Annotated in this window: 18 protein-coding genes; all 18 read right to left on the bottom strand. The window is 67.6% G+C overall.

What is annotated here, in order from left to right:
* Window positions 1–2: 2 nt before the first annotated feature.
* Window positions 3–2,552 carry a ligase-associated DNA damage response DEXH box helicase gene (locus BM345_RS19495; protein ID WP_093382335.1) on the bottom strand — a complete coding sequence of 850 codons (2,550 nt, stop codon included), beginning with the start codon at window positions 2,550–2,552 and terminating at the stop codon, window positions 3–5.
* A complete protein-coding gene (locus BM345_RS19490) occupies window positions 2,549–4,204 on the bottom strand; it encodes an ATP-dependent DNA ligase (protein WP_093382333.1) in 1,656 nt (551 codons plus the stop codon). Before BM345_RS19490 ends, BM345_RS19495 begins: the two co-directional genes overlap by 4 nt.
* Complete coding sequence (locus tag BM345_RS19485) at window positions 4,201–5,292, bottom strand: ligase-associated DNA damage response exonuclease (RefSeq protein WP_093382331.1); 1,092 nt, start codon at window positions 5,290–5,292, stop codon at window positions 4,201–4,203. Before BM345_RS19485 ends, BM345_RS19490 begins: the two co-directional genes overlap by 4 nt.
* 68 nt (window positions 5,293–5,360) lie before the next feature.
* A complete protein-coding gene (locus BM345_RS19480) occupies window positions 5,361–5,888 on the bottom strand; it encodes a DUF3617 domain-containing protein (RefSeq protein ID WP_093382328.1) in 528 nt (175 codons plus the stop codon).
* A 107-nt stretch (window positions 5,889–5,995) separates the two neighbouring features.
* Window positions 5,996–7,159 (bottom strand): Gfo/Idh/MocA family protein, encoded by a 1,164-nt coding sequence (locus tag BM345_RS19475; protein WP_093382325.1) that lies wholly within the window; start codon window positions 7,157–7,159, stop codon window positions 5,996–5,998.
* A 149-nt stretch (window positions 7,160–7,308) separates the two neighbouring features.
* On the bottom strand, window positions 7,309–8,271 hold the full coding sequence (locus BM345_RS19470; RefSeq protein ID WP_093382323.1) for a substrate-binding domain-containing protein: 963 nt from the start codon (window positions 8,269–8,271) through the stop codon (window positions 7,309–7,311).
* Window positions 8,272–8,324: 53 nt separating this feature from the next.
* The gene (locus tag BM345_RS19465; protein ID WP_093382320.1) at window positions 8,325–9,344 is read right to left on the bottom strand and encodes an ABC transporter permease; all 1,020 of its coding nucleotides are present in this window, start codon (window positions 9,342–9,344) and stop codon (window positions 8,325–8,327) included.
* Window positions 9,310–10,839 carry a sugar ABC transporter ATP-binding protein gene (locus BM345_RS19460; RefSeq protein ID WP_175545076.1) on the bottom strand — a complete coding sequence of 510 codons (1,530 nt, stop codon included), beginning with the start codon at window positions 10,837–10,839 and terminating at the stop codon, window positions 9,310–9,312. The genes BM345_RS19465 and BM345_RS19460 overlap by 35 nt, the downstream gene beginning before the upstream one ends.
* A complete protein-coding gene (locus BM345_RS19455) occupies window positions 10,836–12,005 on the bottom strand; it encodes an ROK family protein (RefSeq protein WP_093382654.1) in 1,170 nt (389 codons plus the stop codon). Before BM345_RS19455 ends, BM345_RS19460 begins: the two co-directional genes overlap by 4 nt.
* A gap of 232 nt (window positions 12,006–12,237) precedes the next feature.
* Entirely contained in the window at window positions 12,238–12,657 is a 420-nt protein-coding gene (locus BM345_RS19450) for a F0F1 ATP synthase subunit epsilon (protein ID WP_093382318.1), read from the bottom strand.
* Between the two features lie 125 nt (window positions 12,658–12,782).
* Window positions 12,783–14,198, bottom strand: a complete 1,416-nt coding sequence (gene atpD / locus BM345_RS19445; RefSeq protein WP_093382315.1) for a F0F1 ATP synthase subunit beta — start codon at window positions 14,196–14,198, stop codon at window positions 12,783–12,785.
* 53 nt (window positions 14,199–14,251) lie between these two features.
* Entirely contained in the window at window positions 14,252–15,127 is an 876-nt protein-coding gene (gene atpG / locus BM345_RS19440) for a F0F1 ATP synthase subunit gamma (RefSeq protein ID WP_093382313.1), read from the bottom strand.
* Window positions 15,128–15,160: 33 nt separating this feature from the next.
* The gene (gene atpA, locus BM345_RS19435; RefSeq protein WP_093382310.1) at window positions 15,161–16,714 is read right to left on the bottom strand and encodes a F0F1 ATP synthase subunit alpha; all 1,554 of its coding nucleotides are present in this window, start codon (window positions 16,712–16,714) and stop codon (window positions 15,161–15,163) included.
* A 39-nt stretch (window positions 16,715–16,753) separates the two neighbouring features.
* Window positions 16,754–17,284 carry a F0F1 ATP synthase subunit delta gene (locus BM345_RS19430; protein WP_093382307.1) on the bottom strand — a complete coding sequence of 177 codons (531 nt, stop codon included), beginning with the start codon at window positions 17,282–17,284 and terminating at the stop codon, window positions 16,754–16,756.
* A 22-nt stretch (window positions 17,285–17,306) separates the two neighbouring features.
* A complete protein-coding gene (locus tag BM345_RS19425; protein ID WP_093382305.1) occupies window positions 17,307–17,777 on the bottom strand; it encodes a F0F1 ATP synthase subunit B in 471 nt (156 codons plus the stop codon).
* Between the two features lie 83 nt (window positions 17,778–17,860).
* Entirely contained in the window at window positions 17,861–18,127 is a 267-nt protein-coding gene (gene atpE, locus BM345_RS19420) for a F0F1 ATP synthase subunit C (protein WP_093382302.1), read from the bottom strand.
* A gap of 59 nt (window positions 18,128–18,186) precedes the next feature.
* Window positions 18,187–19,056 (bottom strand): F0F1 ATP synthase subunit A, encoded by an 870-nt coding sequence (gene atpB / locus BM345_RS19415; RefSeq protein ID WP_093382300.1) that lies wholly within the window; start codon window positions 19,054–19,056, stop codon window positions 18,187–18,189.
* Window positions 19,057–19,079: 23 nt separating this feature from the next.
* Window positions 19,080–19,550, bottom strand: coding sequence for an ATP synthase subunit I (locus tag BM345_RS19410; protein ID WP_254789836.1), 471 nt, complete (start codon window positions 19,548–19,550; stop codon window positions 19,080–19,082).
* Window positions 19,551–19,601 lie beyond the last annotated feature (51 nt).

Below are 19,601 nucleotides of genomic sequence, written 5' to 3'. Positions count from 1 at the left end.
GCCTAGTTTGCTCCCTGCGCGCCGAACACCAGAGTCTGGTGCACCTGCTCCACATGGCCGGCCTCGACGCTGCCGCCCGCCGCCTTCTCCAGCTGCGCGACCATGCGCGCGATGCGGTCGGCCAGCTTCTCGTTGGACAGCTGCTCGCGGAACAGTTCCACCATGAGCGGGAAGGAAAAAGGCGTGGGCCGCGCGATGTGGCACATCACCAGCTCCTGCGCGTTCATGCGCTCCAGCGAGGATTGCAGCCGACCGATCTCCAACTCCTGCGCCAGCAGCTCCGCCTCGGCCTGCGCGAGCAACTGGTTGGCCGGGTCGTACTTGCGGAACACCTCGTAGAACAGCGAGCTGGATGCCTGCAGCTGCCGGTTGCTGCGCTTCTCGCCCGGATAGCCCTGGAAGATGAGGCCCGACACGCGCGCGATCTCACGGAAGCGCCGCCGCGCCAGCTCGCTGGCGTTGAGGCTGGCCAGCACCTCGTGCAGCAGTTCGTCGCGCGTCGCAGCGCGGCCGGCCGCGGGCTGCAGCGCCATCGGCAGCAGTTGGGCCCAGTCGACCTCCACCGCACTGAGCAGCTCGAAGCCGTAGTCGTTGAAACCGATCGAGAAGGTGCGCGGCTCGTGCTGCGCGATGCGCCAGGCCAGCAGGTTGGCCAGCCCCAGGTGCACCGGCCGCCCGGCGAAGGGATAGACGAAGAGGTGCCAGCCCTCGCGCGTGCGCAGGCTCTCGGCCAGCAGGTGATCGGGCGCGGGCAGCGCCGACCATTGCCGCTGCAGTTCCAGCAAAGGCTTGAGGCTCTGCAGCTCCGGCGAGTCGTAGACGCCCTCCCCCGCCTTGGCCAGCTGCTGCACCACCGCATCACCCAGGGTACTGGTGAAGGCCATGCGCCCGCCGCCCCAGCGCGGCACCGCGGCCCGCTTGCCGGTGGCCCGACGCACGAAGGCGGTCATGTCGTGGAAGCGCACCAGCTCCAGCATTCGCCCGCCGAACAGGAAGCAGTCGCCCGGCTTCATGCGCGCGACGAAGCTCTCCTCCACGCTGCCCAGGCGCCCGCCGCTGACGTACTGCACCGACACGCTGGCGTCGCTGACGATGGTGCCGATGTTCATGCGATGCCGCCGCGCCAGCCGCGCATCGGGCACGCGCCACACGCCCTCTTCGTCGGGCGCCACGCGCTTGAAGTCCGGGTAGGCCACCAGCGAGGGCCCGCCGCGCAGCACGAAGTCCAGGCACCACTGCCAGGGCTCGGCGCCCAGGTGTTGGTAGGCGGCCGTGCCGCGCACTTCTTCGTAGAGCTCGCCCGGCACGAAGCCGCCACCCAGCGCCACGGTGACCAGGTGCTGCACCAGCACGTCCAGCGGCTGGTGCGGCGAATGCCGCGCCTCGATGTGGCCCGCGGCGATGGCCGCGCGCGCTGCCGCGCCCTCGATGATCTCGATGCTGTGCGTGGGCACCAGGGTGATGCGCGAGGGCCGGCCGGGCGCATGCCCCGATCGGCCCGCGCGCTGCAGCAGCCGCGCGATGCCCTTGGCCGAGCCGATCTGCAGCACGCGCTCCACCGGCAGGAAGTCCACGCCCAGGTCCAGGCTCGAGGTGCACACCACCGCGCGCAGGCTGCCCTTCTTCAGCGCCAGCTCCACCCATTCGCGCACCGCGCGGTCCAGCGAGCCATGGTGCAGCGCGATCTCGCCGGCCCAGTCGGGCCGCGCGTCCAGCAGGGCCGAATACCAGATCTCCGCCTGCGAGCGGGTGTTGGTGAAGACCAGCGTGGTGCTGCTGGCCGCGATCTCCTGCACCACCTGCGGCAGCATGGTCACGCCCAGGTGGCCGCCCCAGGGGAAGCGCTCGGAACGCAGCGGCAGCAGCGAATCGACGATGAGCTCCTTGGGCGTCTCGCCGCGCACCAGCACGCCTTCGCCGCCCGGGCCCAGCAGCGTGTGCATGGCTTCGGGCAGGTTGCCCAGCGTGGCCGACATGCCCCAGATCACCAGAGCGGGGTTCCAGTGCCGCAGCCGCGCAAGTGCCAGCTGAACCTGCACGCCGCGCTTGTTGCCCATGAGCTCGTGCCACTCGTCCACCACGACGATGCGCACGCCGCGCAGCTGCTCGCGCGCATCGGCGCGCGACAGCATCAGCGAGAGGCTCTCGGGCGTGGTGACCAGGGCGGAAGGCAGGCGCCGGTCCTGCGCGCTGCGCTCGGCCGAGGTGGTGTCGCCGCTGCGCGCGCCCGCCTGCCAGTGCGGCGCCAGCGCTTCCAGCGGCGCCTGCAGGGCGCGCAGGGTGTCGGCGGCGAGTGCACGCATGGGCGTGATCCACAGCACCTGCAGCGGCGCCGACAGGGGCTGCGCACCGGCGCGGCGCTGGCGGCCCCGCACGGCCTCGCCATAAGCGAGCAGCGCGGCGAACCATAGCGCATAGGTCTTGCCCGCGCCGGTGGTGGCATGCAGCAGGCCCGAGCGGCCGGCGCGCACGGCCTCCCACACCTCGCGCTGGAAGCCGAAGGGCTTCCAGCCGCGCTCCTTGAACCAGGCGTTGACCTCGCTGGGCTTCATTCTTCGGTGGACGGCAGCAGGGCCGCCAGCGTCTGCAGGGTGTCGGCTTCCTGCGCCGGCTTGTCTTCGCGCCAGCGCAGCATGCGCGGAAAGCGCACCGCGATGCCGCTCTTGTGCCGGCCGCTGCGCGCGATGCCCTCGAAGCCCAGCTCGAAGACCATGGTGGGCTTGACGCTGCGCACCGGGCCGAAGGTCTCGAGGGTGGTGCGGCGGATCAGCGCATCCACCCGCGCCATCTCGGCATCGCTCAGGCCCGAGTAGGCCTTGGCGAAGGGCACCAGCTTGCGCTCGGGCGACTCGGGCGGCGCGTCCCACACGGCGAAGGTGTAGTCGCTGTAGAGGCTGGCGCGGCGGCCGTGGCCGCGCTGGGCATAGATCAGCACGGCGTCCACGCTCATGGGGTCGATCTTCCACTTCCACCACACGCCCGATTCCTTGGTGCGGCCCACGCCGTAGCGGGACTCGCGCTGCTTGAGCATCAGGCCCTCGACGCCCAGTTCGCGTGCCTGCTCACGCTGGCGGGCTAGGTCGGCCCATGTCTCGCCCGTGAGCATGGGGCTGGCGATGAGACCCGGGTGCTGCACCTGCGCCACCACCTCGTCGAGCAGCGCGCGCCGTTCCCACTGCGGCTGGCCGCGCATGTCCCGGCCTTCCCATTCGAGGACGTCGTAGGCCAGCAGCACCACCGGCACGTCGCGCATCAGCTTCGCACCCACCGTCTTGCGGCCGATGCGCTTCTGCAGTTCGGCGAAGGGCTGCGCGCGGTCGCCGCGCCAGACCACGATCTCGCCATCGAGCGCGGTGCCGTCGGGCAGTGCCTCGCCCAGCTGCATCAGTTCGGGAAATCGCTCGCTCACCAGCTCCTCGCCGCGCGACCACAGCCAGGCCTGCCCGCCGCGCCGGACGAGCTGCGCGCGGATGCCGTCCCACTTCCACTCGATGATCCAGTCGCGCGGCGGGCCCAGCATGGCATCGAATTCCGCCAGCGGCTGGGCGAAGGGATGCGCGAGGAAGAAAGGATAGGGCTGCCCGCCGGTGCCGATCTCGTGCTGCCCTTCCATCACCGGCGCGATCAGGGCCTGGTAGGCCGGGGCCGAGGGCCGCGCGCCGATGTGCGTGTAGCCCATGAGCCGCTGCGCGACGCGCTTGGCGTCCACCTGCCCCACCGCCGCCAGCGCCTGCGTCACCTGCAGCTTGGACACGCCAACGCGGAAGGCCCCGGTGATGAGTTTGAAGTAGACCAGCCGTTCCTCGGGCGCGAGCCGCCGCCATTGCGTGCGCAGCCGCTCGGTGAGCTCTTCGGGCGGCAGGCCGCGCAGCGGCAGCAGTTGCTCTTCCACCCAGGCGGCCAGGCCCAGCTCGTGCGAATCCTGCGGCGGGGGCAGCAGCAGCGCGATGGTCTCGGCCAGGTCGCCCACGGCCTGGTAGCTTTCCTCGAAGAGCCACTCGGGCAGGCCGGCCGCTTCCTGCGCCAGCAGGCGTAGCAGCTTCACCGGGACGATCTGGCGCGGCTTGCCGCCGGCCAGGAAGTACACCGCCCAGGCCGCATCTTCCGGCGCGACGCGGCGCAGGTAGGCCTGGAGCGCGGCCTGCTTGGCCAGGCTGGAAGTGGTCGCGTCCAGGGTGGCGTAGAGGGCCGCGAAGTCCTTCATGGGGCCGGCGCCTCCGCGGCCTCGGCCGTGGGCGGCGGCTCGTCGTCCTGCTCGCCGTATTCGGTGTGAAAGCCGTGCGCCTCCAGGCCCAGCTCGCTCAGCCAGCGCACCAGCACCGGCACGCTGCCGTGGGTGACGATGACGCGCTCCGCGCCGGTGCCGGCGATGGCCGCCTGCAGGCCAGGCCAGTCGGCATGGTCGGAGAGCACGAAGCCCCGGTCCACCGCACGCCGCCGGCGCGCACCGCGCAGCTGCATCCAGCCGCTGGCGAAGGCGTCGGAGTAGTTGCTGCCGAAGCGCCGAAGCCAGGGCGTGCCCTGCGCCGATGGCGGCGCCAGCACCAGCGAGCGCTTGAGCAGCGCGGCATCCACGCCCTCGTCGGTCACGCGCACCGTGTCGGGCAGCGCGACGCCGGCGGCGCGGTAGGCCGCGTCCAGCGGCTCCAGCGCGCCGTGCACGACGATCGTGCCCACGCTCGCATCCACGCCGTGCAGGATGCGCTGCGCCTTGCCGAAGGCATAGCAGAAGAGCACCGAGGCGCGGCCTTCCTGCGCGTTGGCGTGCCACCAGGCATTGACCTCGGCGAAAGTCTGCGCCTGCGGCGCCCAGCGGTAGATCGGCAGGCCGAAGGTGGATTCGGTGATGAAGACCTGGCAGGGCACGGGCTCGAAAGGGGTGCAGGTGCCGTCGTACTCGGTCTTGTAGTCGCCCGACACCACCCACACCCGGCCCTGGTGCTCCAGCCGCACCTGCGAGGAGCCCAGCACGTGGCCGGCCGGGTGCAGCGACACCTTCACGCCGTTGAGTTCGATCTTCTCGCCATAGGCCAGCGTCTGCAATGCGATGTCCGCACCCAGCCGGGCGCGCAGCACGCCGGCACTGTCGGTGTGCGCCAGGTAGTGGTTGTGGCCCATGCGGGCGTGGTCGGAGTGGCCGTGGGTGATGATGCAGCGGTCCACCGGACGCCAGGCGTCGATGTGGAAGCCGCCGGGCGGGCAATAGAGGCCCTCGGGCCGCGCGACCACCAGGTCGCCGGGCCGGGGCACTGCGCTGCTGCCGACTTGGGAAGATGTGTGGCCGTCCGCCATGCATCCATGCTAGTGGCTGCAGCAGCCGCGCGCGGCGCCATGCGCCGCCAGCCGCTGTGGGCCGGGGCCTACTTCTTCTTCGGGATGGGCTTCATGTCCATGAAGTTCATGGTGCGGCCGTCGGGCATGACCATGTCACCCGGCTTCTGGCCCGCCTTGCAGGGCCCCAGCCATTTCGCCTCCATGACCGCGCTTCCCTTGGCGCGGCCGGCCATGGGCGGGTCGTAGGTGGTGTGCGATTCCATCCGGTAGCTGCTGCCGAAGTCGCCGCTGACCTCGGAATGGCTGGTGAGCGTGGTGGCGCCCATCTGGCACACCGAGTCGACCACGATCTTGCCGCCCTCCTTGCGCGTGTCCTGCCTGGAGCAGGCCTGCCGGCTCGCGCCGCCGCCCATCTCGCGCATGGCGGCATCGGTGCGTGCGTCGATGCACTGCTGCACCACGTGCGGCTTGCCCTCGGGTGCGTCGGGCTGCGACATCTTCATCTCCCACAGCCCGGGCTTGCGCGGCGGGTAGTCGGGCGGCGCGGCATTGGCAGCACTGAAGGTGCCGCCTGTCAGCAGCAGCGAGGCGATGGCGTGGAGGCTTCGGTTCATCGGGGCTCCGGCGAGCAGATGCTCAGGCGCCCGTTCTACCGCGCAACGCGCCGCCGGGGAATAGGACGATCGCCATAGTGCCGGGTCCGACGCCCGCGATCAGCGCCCTACCAAGGCGTCCACTTCTGCGCGCTAGCGGCGGAGGCCACGGTGCGCTCGATGAAGCGCACGCCGCGCGCGCCGTCTTCCACGTGCGGGTAGTCGGCCAGCAACAGATCGGCCGCGCGGTTCTCGGCGCGGGCGCGGATGTCCTCGATCACGCCGCCGTAGATGTTGGCGAAGGCCTCGATGAAGCCCTCGGGATGGCCTGCGGGAATGCGGCTCGCCCGCTGCGCCGCCGGGTGCAGCCAGGGCGCACCGCGGGTGAGCGTGCGGCGCGGGCCGTCGTGCGGATAGTGCACGAGCAGGCTGGGCTGTTCCTGGTGCCATTCCAGCGTGCCCAGCGTGCCGGAGATGCGGACGCGCAGGTCGTTCTCCAGCCCGGTGTTGATCTGCGAGGCCACGAGCACGCCGCGCGCGCCGCCTTCGAAGCGAAGCAGCATGCTGGCGTCGTCGTCCAGCGCGCGGCCCGCAACCATGTGCCCGAGGTCTGCGCACAAGCTCTCGATCTTCAGCCCGGTGATGGTCGCCACTAGGTTCTCCGCATGCGAGCCGATGTCGCCGATGGCGCCCGCCGCGCCGCTCTTTTCAGGGTCGGTGCGCCACGCAGCCTGCTTGTTGCCGGTGGTCTCCAGCTGCGAGGACAGCCAGCCCTGGTTGTATTCGACCACCACCTTGCGCAGTTCGCCCAGCTCGCCGGCCTGCACCATCGCACGGGCCTGGCGGACCATGGGGTAGCCGGTGTAGTTGTAGGTCACGCCGAAGACCGTGCCCTTCTTCTGCACCGCAGCCACCAGCGCATCGGCCTGGTCGCGCGTGTGCACCAGCGGCTTGTCGCACACCACGTGGAACCCCGCCTCCACGAAGGCCTGCGCCACCGGGAAGTGGACGTGATTGGGCGTGACGATGGAGACGAAGTCGATGCGCTCGTCCACTGGGCGCTTCATTTCGTCGACCAGCAGCGCCTGCCAGTCCCCATGGTTGCGCGCATCCGCCAGCAGCAGCTCGCGCCCCGAGGCGCGCGCCTTGTCCGGCGTGGAGGAAAGCGCCCCGGCCACCAGCACGGCCTGGCCGTCCAGCGCGATGGCATGGCGGTGCACCGCGCCGATGAAGGCGCCCTGGCCGCCCCCGACCATGGCGTAGCGCAGTTTGCGCGAAGAAGTTTCAGACATGTGCATCAAACCAATGTCCCCGGGAGCCCCGCCCCGCGAAGCGCGGGCTGTTCGGGAGCACCCGCGGAACCGGCTTTGCCGGGCCGCAGGGTGCGCCCCCGGAAGGGGTTGGCGGACCTCGCGCAGCGAGGGTAGCCTGGGGGAGAACTTTAGAACGGCGAATCGGGGTGGTAGAAGTCCTTCGCGTTGTCCTTAGTGATCAGCACCGACGGGATGATCGTGGTCGCGGGCAGCTTCTGGCCCTTCAGTCGCGCCTCGGCGGTGAGCTTGATGGCGTCGTAGATGAACTTGGGCGAGTAGCTCACGTCGGCCGTGATGCGCTTGTCCTTGCCGTCCATGATGGTCTTGACCATGTCCTTGGCACCGGCGCCGCCGAACACGATCTTGATGTCGTCGCGCTTGGCCTGCTCGATGGCCTTGAGCACGCCCACGGCCATGTCGTCGTCGGCGGCCCAGATGGCGTCGATGTTCTTGAAGCGCGTCAGGTAGTCCTGCGTGACCTTGAAGGCATCGTCGCGGTTCCAGTTGGCGTACTTGGCGTCCAGCAGCTTGATGTCCGGGTAGTTCTTGAGCACCGCGTTGAAGGCGTCCATGCGCTCGTTGTCCAGCGTGGTGGCGATGCCGCGCAGCGCCACGACGTTGCCCTTGCCGCCCAGCTGCTTGGCGATGTACTCGGCCGGGATCTTGCCGAAAGCGGTGTTGTCGCCGGCCACGTAGGCGTCCTGCGCGCTGGTGTCGGTCAGGCCGCGGTCGACCACCGTCACGTAGGCGCCCTTGGCCTTCACCTGGGCCACCGGCTTGGTCAGCGCGGCCGACTCGAACGGAAACACCACCAGGGCGTTGATCTTTGTGACGGTCGACAGGTCCTGCAGCTGGTTGGCCTGCTCGGGCGCGTTGGCGGCCGTCTTGATGGTGATCTTCAGGTCCTTGTGCTGCTTCTCCAGGTCCTTCTTGGCCTGGTTGGCCCAGTAGTTGATGCCGCCCATGAAGCTGTGGGTGGCGGCCGGGATCGAGACCCCGAGGTTGACCTTTTCCTGGGCCAGCGCGGGCAGGCTGGCGAAAGCGGCGGCCGCGACGGCCGTGAGTGCGATGCGGCGGGTGAAGCGTGTCATGCGGGAAGTCTCCTCTTGGTGGGTTGGTACGAACGGGAACCGGGAACGCGGACTCATCTACGGCCTCGCTGCAGGAAGGCCACGATGATGATGACGAAGCCCTGCACCGCCGCATTCAGGTAGACGCTGATGATGCTGGTGAGGTTCAGGATGTTGCTGATGACCGAGAGCAGGATGGCGCCCACCACCGTGCCGGTGATGCTGCCCGCGCCACCCTTGAGCGCGGTACCGCCCACGATCACCGCGGCGATGGCTTCCAGCTCCCACAAGAGGCCCGTGGTGGGCGATGCGGAACCCAGGCGCGGCACGTAGAGCAAGGTGGCAATGCCCACGCACACGCCCAGCAGCACGTAGGTGAGGATCTTCACCTGGTCCACGTTCACGGCGGCGTAGCGCGCCACCTGCTCGTTGGAGCCGATGGCCTGCACGTAGCGGCCGTAGGCCGTGCGGTTGAGGATGAGCCCGCCCACCACCGCCACCACCAGGAAGATCCACACGGGGATCTGCACGCCCAGCAGGCTGCCGTAGTAGACCGGTGCGTAGAGGTCCGACAACTCGTTGTCCAGCGTGAGTGCGCCGCCGTTGGCGAAATACGTGAGGTAGGCGCGGAAGATGCCCAGCGTGCCCAGCGTCACGATGAAGGGCTCGATGCGGCCCTTGGTGATGAGCAGCCCATGCGCCAGCCCGAACACGGCGCCCAGCACCACCGCGAGCGCCGCGCCCAGCACCACCGCCGCCAGCGGCGAACCCGTGGCCGGCCCGGCCCAGTTGATGAACATGATCACGCTGCCGGCGATGAGCGCCGCCATCGAGCCCACCGACAGGTCGATGCCGCCGGAGATGATCACGAAGCACATGCCCACCGCGATGATGCCGATGAAGGCCGTGCGGGTGAGAACGTTCATCGCGTTGTCGACGGTGGCGAAGTCGCCGTTGAGCAGCGTGCCGGCGATGCACAGCAGCACCAGCCCGATGACGGGGCCGAGGCCGCGCACGCGCGCGGCCCAGCCGTGCTGGGCGGCGTCGCGCTGCCGCGACTCAGGCGCTGGCGACGGTTGCGGTTCCGGTGGCATGAGCGATGAGCTCCTCTTCGGTGAGTTGGTCGGCATGGAGCGTGCCCACGATGCGGCCCGCGCGCATCACCGCGACGCGGTGGCACAGGCCGATCAGCTCCATCAGCTCGGACGAGACGACGATCACGGCCAGGCCCTCGCGGGCCATGCGCTGGATCAGGAAATAGATGTCGCGCTTGGCGCCCACGTCCACGCCGCGCGTGGGTTCGTCGAGCACCACCACGCGGGGCCTGGGATGCAGCACCTTGGCCAGCGCCAGCTTCTGCTGGTTGCCGCCGGAGAGCGACGAGGCCTTGACGTCGAGCGAGCCGGTGCGGATGCCGAACTCCTTCACCGCGCCGGCCAGCGCGGCGCGCTCGCCTTCGGGCTTGAGCCAGGGGCTGGCATAGCGCTCCAGCGCCATCAGCGTGAGGTTCTCGCGTAGGCCGAAGTCCACGTGCAGGCCCTTGCCCTTGCGGTCTTCGCTCAGGTAGGTGAGGCCGTGGTGGGCGGCCTGGCGCGGGTTGCGGATCTGCACCGGCTCGCCGTGCAGGCGGATCTCGCCGCTGCCGGGGCGCAGGCCCATGATGCCTTCGAACAATTCGGTGCGGCCCGCGCCCACTAGGCCGGCGAAGCCCAGGATCTCGCCGGGACGGACCTCGAAGCTCGCTTCGTGCGCCCAGCCGGGCACGTCGAATCCTTTCACCTGCAGTGCAGGCGCAGGGGACGTGTTCACCGGGTCGCGCGGCGGGTAGAGGTCGGCGATCTCGCGGCCCACCATCTGGTTGGCCATCTGGTGGCGCGTGATTTCTCGCGTGTGCGCGCGGGAGACGAAGCGGCCGTCGCGCATCACGATCACTTCGTCGGTGATGCGCTCCACCTCGTCGAGCTTGTGCGAGATGTAGACGATGGTCACGCCGTCGGCGCGTAGCCGGGCAATGAGCTGGAACAACCGCTCCGTCTCGCCGGGGGTGAGCGTGGCGGTGGGCTCGTCCATGACGAGCAGGCGCGCGTGCCGGGCCAGCGCCTTCGCGATTTCCACCAGCTGCTTCTCGGCCACGATGAGGCGGCGCACCTTGGTGCGCGGGTCGATGGACAGGCCCACCTCGGCCAGCGCCTCGGCGGCTTCGCGCTCCATGCTGCGGTCGTCCAGCCACAGGCCCTTCTTCTTCTCGTGGCCGAGGAAGATGTTCTGCGCCACGCTCAGGTCTTCCGCCAGGTTGAACTCCTGGTGGATCAGCACGATGCCCAGTTGCTCGGCAGCGCGCGAGTCGGCGAAGCTCTGCGCCTCGCCGTTGATGCGCACCGTGCCGGCGGTGGGCTGCTCGTAGCCCGAGAGGATCTTCATCAGCGTGGACTTGCCCGCGCCATTCTCGCCCAGCAGGCCGTACACATGGCCGGGCTGCAGCGCGAAGCTCACGCCATGCAGCACCTGAACCGGGCCGAAGGCCTTGACGATGCCGTCGAACTCGACGGCCACGCTGCGCTTGGCCGAAGGTGTCGTCATCGAGTTCATGGCGCCACCCCGCGCGCCTTGAGGCTTTCCTGCATCGCCAGCACGCCGGCGCCGATCACGCCGCCCTGCGCACCGAGCGGCGTGTACTGGATCTCCAGGTGGCGCGTCGACAGGGCGAGCGAGCGCTGGTAGACGCTCTGCCGCACGGCCGCCAGGAACAGCGGCCCGATGCGCGTGATGCCCCCGCCGATGAAGATGTGCGAGGGATTGAAGAAGTTGACCACCGAGGCCAGCATCTGCCCGATCAGCTTGCCGGCATGCTGCACGATGGCGTTGGCGGCTGCATCGCCGGCGCGGCTGGCCTCGCCCACGTCCACCGACTCCAGGTGGCCCTGCTCGCGCAGCACCTTGGCGAGAGCCTCGCTCTCGCCGTTGGTGGCGGCCTCGGTCGCCATGCGGGTGATGGCCGGGCCGGCCGCCATGACCTCGACGCAGCCGAGGTTGCCGCAATGGCAGCGCGGGCCTTCCTGGTCCACGCAGATGTGGCCCACGTCGCCGGCCGAACCGGCGGCGCCGCGGTAGACCTCGCCATGGCACACGATGCCGCAGCCGATGCCGGTGCCGACCTTGATCACGAGGAAGTTGGTCAGCGAGCGCTGCAGGCGCCACAGCTCGCCCAGCGCCATCAGGTTCACGTCGTTGTCGACGAACACCGGCGCGGCGTATTCCTCGCGCAGGAAGTCGCGGATGGAGAAGCTGTCCCAGGCCGGCATGAGCGGCGGGTTCACCAGCTGGCCGGCCGCGAAGTTGACCGGCCCGGGCACGCCGATGCCGATGCCCAGCACGTCCTTGGATGTCAGGTGGCACTGCGCCAGCAGTTGGCGCATCAGCACCAGCACGCGCGCCAGCACCACGCCCGGGCCCTGCCGCACATCGGCCGGCTCGCCATGCTGCGCCATCACGCTCAGGTCGGGCCGCAACACCGCCACGTCCAGGCTGGTGGCGCCGATGTCCACACCCACCACCACGCCCAGGGCGCCGTTCAACTTGAGGTTCTCGGCCCGCCGGCCGCCGGAGGATTGCTGCAGGCCGTGCTCAGCGAGCAGGCCCTGTTCGACCAGGTTGGCGATGAGCGCATTGGCCTTGCTCTTGGAGAAGCCCAGCACCTCGGCCAGGCCATGGCGGGAGCCGCCGGACGACCAGAAGGTGGTCTCCAGCACTTGCATCTCGTCGGCAGTGAGGCCGCTCCAGCGCTCCAAGTCTTTGTCTCCGTCTCTCGCCGGCCTCTGGCGTGCCGGGCGAAGGCGAATACTAGGGGGGTGTCTTTTGCCAGACAAGGCTTAACTTCAGTTAAATGTAGGCCGAAGTTGCCGGGTGACGACAGAAGAGGAAATGAAAAAAGCCGCCCAATGGGGCGGCTTTTACTTGGAGACGAACCCGGCCAGGCCGGGCAGCGCCTCACTTCTTGTCGCGGTACTTGCGCAGCGCGGCGATCTGGGCGGCCATCACGGCCAGCTCGGACTGCGCCATCGCGATGTCGATGTCGCTCTTGGCGTTCTTCAGCGCCTCTTCGGCGGCCTGCTTGGCGCCCCTGGCCTTTTCCTCGTCCAGGTCCTTGCCGCGGATGGCGGTGTCGGACAGCACGGTGACCGTGTTGGGCTGCACCTCGAGGATGCCGCCGGCCACGAACACGAACTCCTCGCCGCCGTCGGCCGTCTCGATGCGCACGGCGCCGGGACGGATGCGGGTGATCAGCGGGGTGTGGCGGGGATAGATGCCGAGCTCGCCGGCTTCACCGGGCAGCGCGACGAACTTGGCCTCGCCGGAGAAGATGGACTCCTCCGCGCTGACCACGTCCACATGAATGGTGTTTGCCATGAGCTTTCCTTTCGTCTGAAGAAGGTCGGATGAGCAAGCAGACGGGAGGGCCCGCTAGGCGCCGCGCGGAGCCGTACACAAGTACGGCGAGCACGGCAACGACGCGGGCTGCCCGTATGCGCCGCTCAGGCGACCTTCTTGGCCTTCTCGAATGCCTCGTCGATGGTGCCGACCATGTAGAACGCTTGTTCCGGCAGGTGGTCGCACTCGCCATTGACGATCATCTTGAAGCCGCGGATGGTCTCGGCCAGCGGCACGTACTTGCCGGGCGAGCCGGTGAACACTTCGGCCACGTGGAAAGGCTGCGACAGGAAACGCTGGATCTTGCGCGCACGGGCCACGGCCAGCTTGTCGTCGGGAGCCAGTTCGTCCATGCCCAGGATGGCGATGATGTCGCGCAGTTCCTTGTAGCGCTGCAGCGTGCCCTGCACGGCGCGAGCCGTGTTGTAGTGGTCTTCGCCCACCACCAGCGGGTCCAGCTGGCGCGAGGTCGAGTCCAGCGGGTCCACGGCGGGGTAGATGCCCAGCGAAGCGATGTCACGCGACAGCACCACGGTGGAGTCCAGGTGGGCGAAGGTGGTGGCGGGCGACGGGTCGGTCAAGTCGTCGGCAGGCACGTACACGGCCTGGATCGAGGTGATCGAGCCGACCTTGGTCGAGGTGATGCGCTCTTGCAGGCGGCCCATTTCCTCGGCCAGCGTCGGCTGGTAGCCCACGGCGGAAGGCATGCGGCCCAGCAGTGCCGACACTTCGGTACCGGCCAGCGTGAAGCGGTAGATGTTGTCCACGAAGAACAGCACGTCACGGCCTTCATCGCGGAAGGACTCGGCGATGGTCAGGCCGGTCAGGGCCACGCGCAGACGGTTGCCCGGGGGCTCGTTCATCTGGCCGTAGACCATGGCCACCTTCGACTCGGGCAGGTTCTCCTGAACCACGACCTTGGAGTCGGACATTTCGTGATAGAAGTCGTTGCCCTCGCGGGTACGCTCGCCCACACCAGCAAACACCGACAGACCCGAGTGAGCCTTGGCGATGTTGTTGATGAGTTCCATCATGTTCACGGTCTTGCCCACGCCGGCGCCGCCGAACAGGCCCACCTTGCCGCCCTTGGCGAAGGGGCACACCAGGTCGATCACCTTGATGCCCGTTTCCAGCAGCTCCTGCGACGGCGACAGCTCGTCGTAGGCGGGTGCCTTGGCGTGGATGGGGGCGGTCAGCTCCTGGCTGACCGGGCCGCGCTCGTCGATCGGGTTGCCCAGCACGTCCATGATGCGGCCCAGCGTGGCCTTGCCCACGGGCACGGTGATGGGAGCGCCGGTGTTGGTCACGACCAGGCCGCGACGCAGACCGTCGGAGGAACCGAGCGCAATGGTGCGCACGATGCCGTCACCCAGCTGCTGCTGGACTTCCAGGGTCAGGCCACCGCCTTCGTACTTCAGGGCGTCGTACACCCTCGGCATGCGATCGCGCGGGAATTCCACGTCGACCACAGCGCCGATGCACTGAACGATCTTGCCTTGAACTGCATTTTCTTGAGCCATCTTCTGCTCCGGTAAATATTTGAATCTGTTGAGGGGCTAGCGAGTACTCGGACTCATGCCCCGGTGGCCGCCGCGGCGCCCGACACGATTTCCGACAGCTCCTTGGTGATGCCGGCCTGGCGGGTCTTGTTGTAGACCAGCTTCAGCTCGTTGATCACGTTGCCTGCGTTGTCGGTGGCGGCCTTCATGGCCACCATGCGTGCGGAATGCTCGGACGCCATGTTCTCGGCCACGGCCTGGTAGACCAGCGACTCCACGTAGCGAACCAGCAGCTCGTCGATCACGCTTTGCGCGTCGGGCTCGTAGATGTAGTCCCACGAGTGCTGACCCTTCTCCACCTGGAGCGACTCCGCCGCCAGGGGCAGCAGCTGCTCCACCACCGGCTCTTGCTTGATGGTGTTGATGAACTTGGTGTAGCACACGTGCACTGCAGACAACTTGCCTTCGGCATAGGCGTCGAGCAAGGTCTTGACCGGCCCGATGAGCTTGTCGAGGTGCGGCGTGTCGCCCAGCTGGGTGACATGGGCCACCACGCGAGCGCCCACGCGATTGAGAAAGCCCAGCCCCTTGCTGCCGATGGCGACGGTCTCGATGGCCAGGCCCGCGTTCTGGGCCTCGCGCATCTTGGTCGTCACGGCGCGCAGCACGTTGGTGTTCAGGCCACCGGCCAGGCCCTTGTCGCTCGTCACGACGATGAAGCCCACGGCCTTGGCCTCGTTCACCTTCATGAACGCGTGCGTGTACTCGGGGTTCGCACGGCCCAGGTTGGCGGCGATGTGGCGGATGCGCTCGCTGTAGGGGCGAGCCGAGCGCATGCGGTCCTGCGCCTTACGCATCTTGGAGACCGAGACCATCTCCATGGCCTTGGTGATCTTCTTGGTGTTCTCCACCGATTTGATCTTGCCGCGAATTTCCTTGCCAGCTGCCATATGTGATCCTTGGACTCCTTGCGCGCAGCCGACTTAAGCGAAGGACTTCTTGAACGCCGTGATGGCGTCCAGCAGTGCGGCTTCGGCGTCCTTGTCGATGGCCTTGGCCTGGTCGATCTTCTCGAGCAGGGCGCCATGGCTGGACTTCAGGAACTGGTGCAGGCCGTGCTCGAAGGGCAGAACCTTCTTGACGTCCAGGTCGTCCATGAAACCCTTGTTCACCGCGAACAGCGAAGCCGACATCAGCGAGATGGGCAGCGGGCTGTACTGGGGCTGCTTGAGCAGTTCGGTCACGCGGGCACCGCGGTCCAGCTGCTTGCGGGTGGCTTCGTCCAGGTCGGAGGCGAACTGCGCGAAGGCAGCCAGTTCACGGTACTGCGCCAGGTCGGTACGGATACCGCCGGACAGGCCCTTGATGGCCTTGGTCTGCGCCGACGAACCCACGCGCGACACCGAGATACCGGCGTTGATGGCGGGGCGGATGCCGGCGTTGAACAGGTTCGTTTCCAGGAAGATCTGGCCGTCGGTGATCGAGATCACGTTGGTCGGCACGAAGGCGGACACGTCGCCGGCCTGCGTTTCGATGATCGGGAGCGCGGTGAGCGAACCGGTCTTGCCCTTGACTTCACCCTTGGTGAAGGCTTCGACGTAGTCGGCGTTCACGCGGGCTGCGCGCTCGAGCAGACGCGAGTGGAGATAGAACACGTCGCCGGGGTAGGCTTCGCGGCCCGGCGGGCGGCGCAGCAGCAGCGAGACCTGGCGGTAGGCCACGGCCTGCTTGGACAGGTCGTCATAGACGATCAGGGCGTCCTGGCCGCGGTCGCGGAAGTACTCGCCCATGGTGCAGCCCGAGTAGGCCGACACGTACTGCATGGCAGCCGACTCGGAAGCCGACGCAGCCACGACGATGGTGTATTCCATCGCGCCGGCCTGCTCCAGCGAGCGCACCACGTTCTTGATGGACGACGCCTTCTGGCCGATGGCGACGTACACGCAGGTCATGTTCTGACCCTTCTGGTTGATGATCGCGTCGATCGCCACGGCGGTCTTGCCGGTCTGGCGGTCGCCGATGATCAGCTCGCGCTGGCCACGGCCGATCGGCACCATCGAGTCGATGGACTTCAGGCCCGACTGCATCGGCTGGTCCACGCTCTTGCGGGCGATCACGCCGGGAGCGACCTTCTCGATCACGTCCGTCATCTTGGCGTTGATCGGGCCCTTGCCGTCGATGGGCTGGCCCAGGGCGTTCACCACGCGGCCGATGAGCTCGGGGCCCACGGGCACTTCCAGGATGCGGCCGGTGCACTTGACCGTGTCGCCTTCGGAGATGTGCTCGTATTCGCCCAGAATCACGGCGCCGACCGAGTCGCGCTCGAGGTTCAGCGCCAGGCCGAAGGTGGGGGTGCCGTCGGCGGTGGCCGGGAACTCCAGCATTTCGCCCTGCATTGCGTCGGACAGGCCGTGCACGCGCACGATGCCGTCGGTCACCGAGACCACGGTGCCCTCGTTGCGGATGTTGGCGCTGACGCCAAGACCCTCGATGCGGCTCTTGATCAGCTCGGAAATCTCTGCGGGATTGAGTTGCATGACTCTTTCCTTCTTTCTTTCAAGGGTGGGCTGCGGCCATCAGGCCGACAGCGCAACTTTCATTTGTTCGAGGCGAGCCTTGACGGAGGTGTCGAGCACCTCGTCGCCCACCACCACGCGGATGCCGCCGATCAGCGACGGGTCCTGCTGGACCGTCAGCTGCAGCTTGCGGCCGAAACGCTTTTCCAGCGTCGCACCGAGCTTTGCCAGTTCGTCGGCACCGATCGGGAAGGCGCTGTGCACCACCGCATCGGAGGAACCGCTCCTGGCGTTGGCCAGGACGCGGAACTGCTTGGCGACTTCGGGCAGCGCGGCGAAACGGCCGTTTTCCAGCACCGTGGTGAGGAAATTGGTCGCGGCGGCGGGCAGGGCCGAACCGGCGACGCCGGCGATGACGCCGAGCACCTGCTCGACGCTGGCCTTGGGGTTGTCGGCGAAAGCCTTGAGCTGCGGATTGGCCGCGATCGCCGCAACCTGGTCGAGCCAGGCGGCGGTGCCGCTCAGGTCGGCCGAGGACGCCTTGAACAGCGCTTCCGCATAAGGGCGTGCAATGGTGGCGATTTCTGCCATGGTGGTCCTTGCCTCGGGCTTCTTACAGTTCAGTCTGCAGGCGCGAGAGCAACTCGGCGTGGACGCCGGCGTTGACTTCCTTGCGCAGGATCTGCTCTGCACCCTTGACGGCCAGCACCGCGACCTGCTCGCGAAGCGCTTCGCGGGCCTTGACGGCCTGCTGGTCGGCTTCTGCCTTGGCAGCGGCAACGATCTTGTTGCCTTCTTCCGTGGCGCGCGACTTGGCTTCTTCGATGATCGCCTGTGCGCGGCGCTCGGCGTCTGCCAGGCGCTGTGCGGACTCGTTGCGGGCCTGGCCCAGCTCGACTTCCACGCGCTTGTTGGCGGCGCTCAACTCGGCCTTGGCCTTGTCGGCGGCGGCCAGGCCGTCGGCGATCTTCTGGGCACGGTCATCCAGCGCCTTCGCGATCGGCGGCCACACGAACTTCATCGTGAACCCGACCAGGATCAGGAACACGATCATCTGGACGATGAGGGTACCGGTAATGCTCACTTTTCTTTCCTCTCTTTGGGAAGGGATCCGAGGATGTTCCCGAAGGATGGACGTTCAGGTCCGAAGACGAAAACGGGCCGGTATTACTTGGCCAGCGTGGCGATCTGCGCCAGGAAGGGGTTGGCGGTGGCGAACCACAGGGCCACACCGGTACCGATGATGAACGAAGCGTCGATCAGGCCGACCAGCAGGAACATCTTGGTTTGCAGTTCGCCCATCAGTTCGGGTTGGCGGGCAGCCGACTCGAGGTACTTGCTGCCCATGATGCCGATGCCGACGCAAGCGCCGAATGCGCCGAGACCGATGATCAGGCCGGCGGCCAGGGCAACAAAGCTGATAACTTCCATGATGACTCCTAAGGGACTTTGGTTGACGAGAAAAAAAGAAAACGGGAAACGAAAACGGGGGATCAGTGGTGATCGTGCGCCTGGCCGATGTAGACCAGGGTCAGCATCATGAACACGAATGCCTGCAGCACGATGATCAGGATGTGGAAGATCGACCAGACGGTGCCGGCAATGATGTGGCCGATGGCCAGCAGGATGCCGGTGGCGGACAGCGTCCAGGCGCCACCCATGAGGGCGATCAGCAGGAAGATCAGTTCACCGGCATACATGTTGCCGAACAGTCGCATGCCGTGCGAGACCGTCTTGGCGACGAACTCGATGATCTGCATGGCGAAGTTGAAGGGGTACAGCGCCCAGTGGTTGCCGAAGGGGGCGGTGAACAGCTCGTGGATCCAGCCGCCCAGGCCCTTGATCTTGACGTTGTAGTACAGGCAGATCAGCAGCACGGCCACCGACAGGCCCATGGTGACACCCAGGTCGGCCGTGGGCACGACGCGCAGGTAGGCGTGGTGCGGGTCGGCGCCGGCGGCGCCGTGCGCCCATGCCCACAGGGTGGGCAGCAGGTCCACCGGCAGCAGGTCCATCGTGTTGAGCATGATGATCCACACGAAGACGGTGAGCGCGAGCGGCGCCACGAACTTGCGGCTGGTGGCGTTGTGGACGATGCCCTTGGCCTGGTTGTCGACCATTTCCACCAGAATCTCGACGGCAGCCTGGAAGCGGCCCGGCACGCCCGAGGTGGCCTTGCGGGCACCCAGCCAGAGCAGCCAGCAGCCCAGCACGCCCAGGACGACCGAGAAGAAGATGGAGTCGAGGTTGAAAACGGAGAAGTCGGCAATACCTGAGGGCTTGCCACTTTGGAAGTGAGTCAGGTGGTGAATGATGTATTCACCAGCGGATTGCCCTTGTTCTGCAACGTTTTCAGCGGCCATCTGATTACTCTTAATTCAAAAAATCATTTACGCCTGGGAGCGAACACCACCGCCGCCCAGTACGCCTGCATTGCCACCACCAAGCCCACCAGCATCGCTGGCCAGCTCAGATCCGAGATCAGCCTGGGGGCAGCGAAGAGCATCGCCACCGTCAAGGCCATCTTGACCAATTCCCACACAAAGAACGCCAGCACCGCGGTGCTGATGTTCAGGGACGCCAGGCGCCCCGTCAGTCCGCGGGCGAAGACGGCCGCGGGGATCACCACCGACAGCGCGCCGTAACCGGCCGACCAACCCAAATTTTGTTTCCCCGTCAGACCCCAGGCGGCCAGAGCCACCAGGATGCCTGCAATGATCTGTCCTGCGATCACCCGCCACGGGGAGACCTGGGGACTGCGCTCGCGCAGCTGTTGCGCCTCCACAGCGCTCAGCGGCCTGAAATTGCGTTCTCGCTCTTCGAGCTCTTCTTCCTCGCGGTCGAAGGCCGGGGGCATATTCTTCATTGGTGTACTCACCCTGAGCGCAAGCCCGCAAATTTCACAAAG

Origin of the sequence: Variovorax sp. OV329 (assembly GCF_900114785.1) — a bacterium.
Lineage (GTDB): Bacteria > Pseudomonadota > Gammaproteobacteria > Burkholderiales > Burkholderiaceae_C > Variovorax.
This window is presented reverse-complemented; position numbering and strand designations above follow the sequence as displayed.

Bases quoted from the DNA above. Each gene is read 5' to 3' on its own strand.
- BM345_RS19450 (WP_093382318.1), bottom strand. From the start codon at position 12,657: ATGGCAAACACCATTCATGTGGACGTGGTCAGCGCGGAGGAGTCCATC.
- BM345_RS19430 (WP_093382307.1), bottom strand. From the start codon at position 17,284: ATGGCAGAAATCGCCACCATTGCACGCCCTTATGCGGAAGCGCTGTTC.
- BM345_RS19485 (WP_093382331.1), bottom strand. From the start codon at position 5,292: ATGGCGGACGGCCACACATCTTCCCAAGTCGGCAGCAGCGCAGTGCCC.
- atpD (WP_093382315.1), bottom strand. From the start codon at position 14,198: ATGGCTCAAGAAAATGCAGTTCAAGGCAAGATCGTTCAGTGCATCGGC.
- BM345_RS19410 (WP_254789836.1), bottom strand. From the start codon at position 19,550: ATGCCCCCGGCCTTCGACCGCGAGGAAGAAGAGCTCGAAGAGCGAGAA.
- BM345_RS19490 (WP_093382333.1), bottom strand. From the start codon at position 4,204: ATGAAGGACTTCGCGGCCCTCTACGCCACCCTGGACGCGACCACTTCC.
- atpG (WP_093382313.1), bottom strand. From the start codon at position 15,127: ATGGCAGCTGGCAAGGAAATTCGCGGCAAGATCAAATCGGTGGAGAAC.
- BM345_RS19460 (WP_175545076.1), bottom strand. From the start codon at position 10,839: ATGAACTCGATGACGACACCTTCGGCCAAGCGCAGCGTGGCCGTCGAG.
- BM345_RS19495 (WP_093382335.1), bottom strand. From the start codon at position 2,552: ATGAAGCCCAGCGAGGTCAACGCCTGGTTCAAGGAGCGCGGCTGGAAG.
- atpA (WP_093382310.1), bottom strand. From the start codon at position 16,714: ATGCAACTCAATCCCGCAGAGATTTCCGAGCTGATCAAGAGCCGCATC.
- BM345_RS19480 (WP_093382328.1), bottom strand. From the start codon at position 5,888: ATGAACCGAAGCCTCCACGCCATCGCCTCGCTGCTGCTGACAGGCGGC.
- BM345_RS19470 (WP_093382323.1), bottom strand. From the start codon at position 8,271: ATGACACGCTTCACCCGCCGCATCGCACTCACGGCCGTCGCGGCCGCC.
- atpB (WP_093382300.1), bottom strand. From the start codon at position 19,056: ATGGCCGCTGAAAACGTTGCAGAACAAGGGCAATCCGCTGGTGAATAC.
- BM345_RS19455 (WP_093382654.1), bottom strand. From the start codon at position 12,005: ATGCAAGTGCTGGAGACCACCTTCTGGTCGTCCGGCGGCTCCCGCCAT.
- BM345_RS19465 (WP_093382320.1), bottom strand. From the start codon at position 9,344: ATGCCACCGGAACCGCAACCGTCGCCAGCGCCTGAGTCGCGGCAGCGC.
- BM345_RS19475 (WP_093382325.1), bottom strand. From the start codon at position 7,159: ATGTCTGAAACTTCTTCGCGCAAACTGCGCTACGCCATGGTCGGGGGC.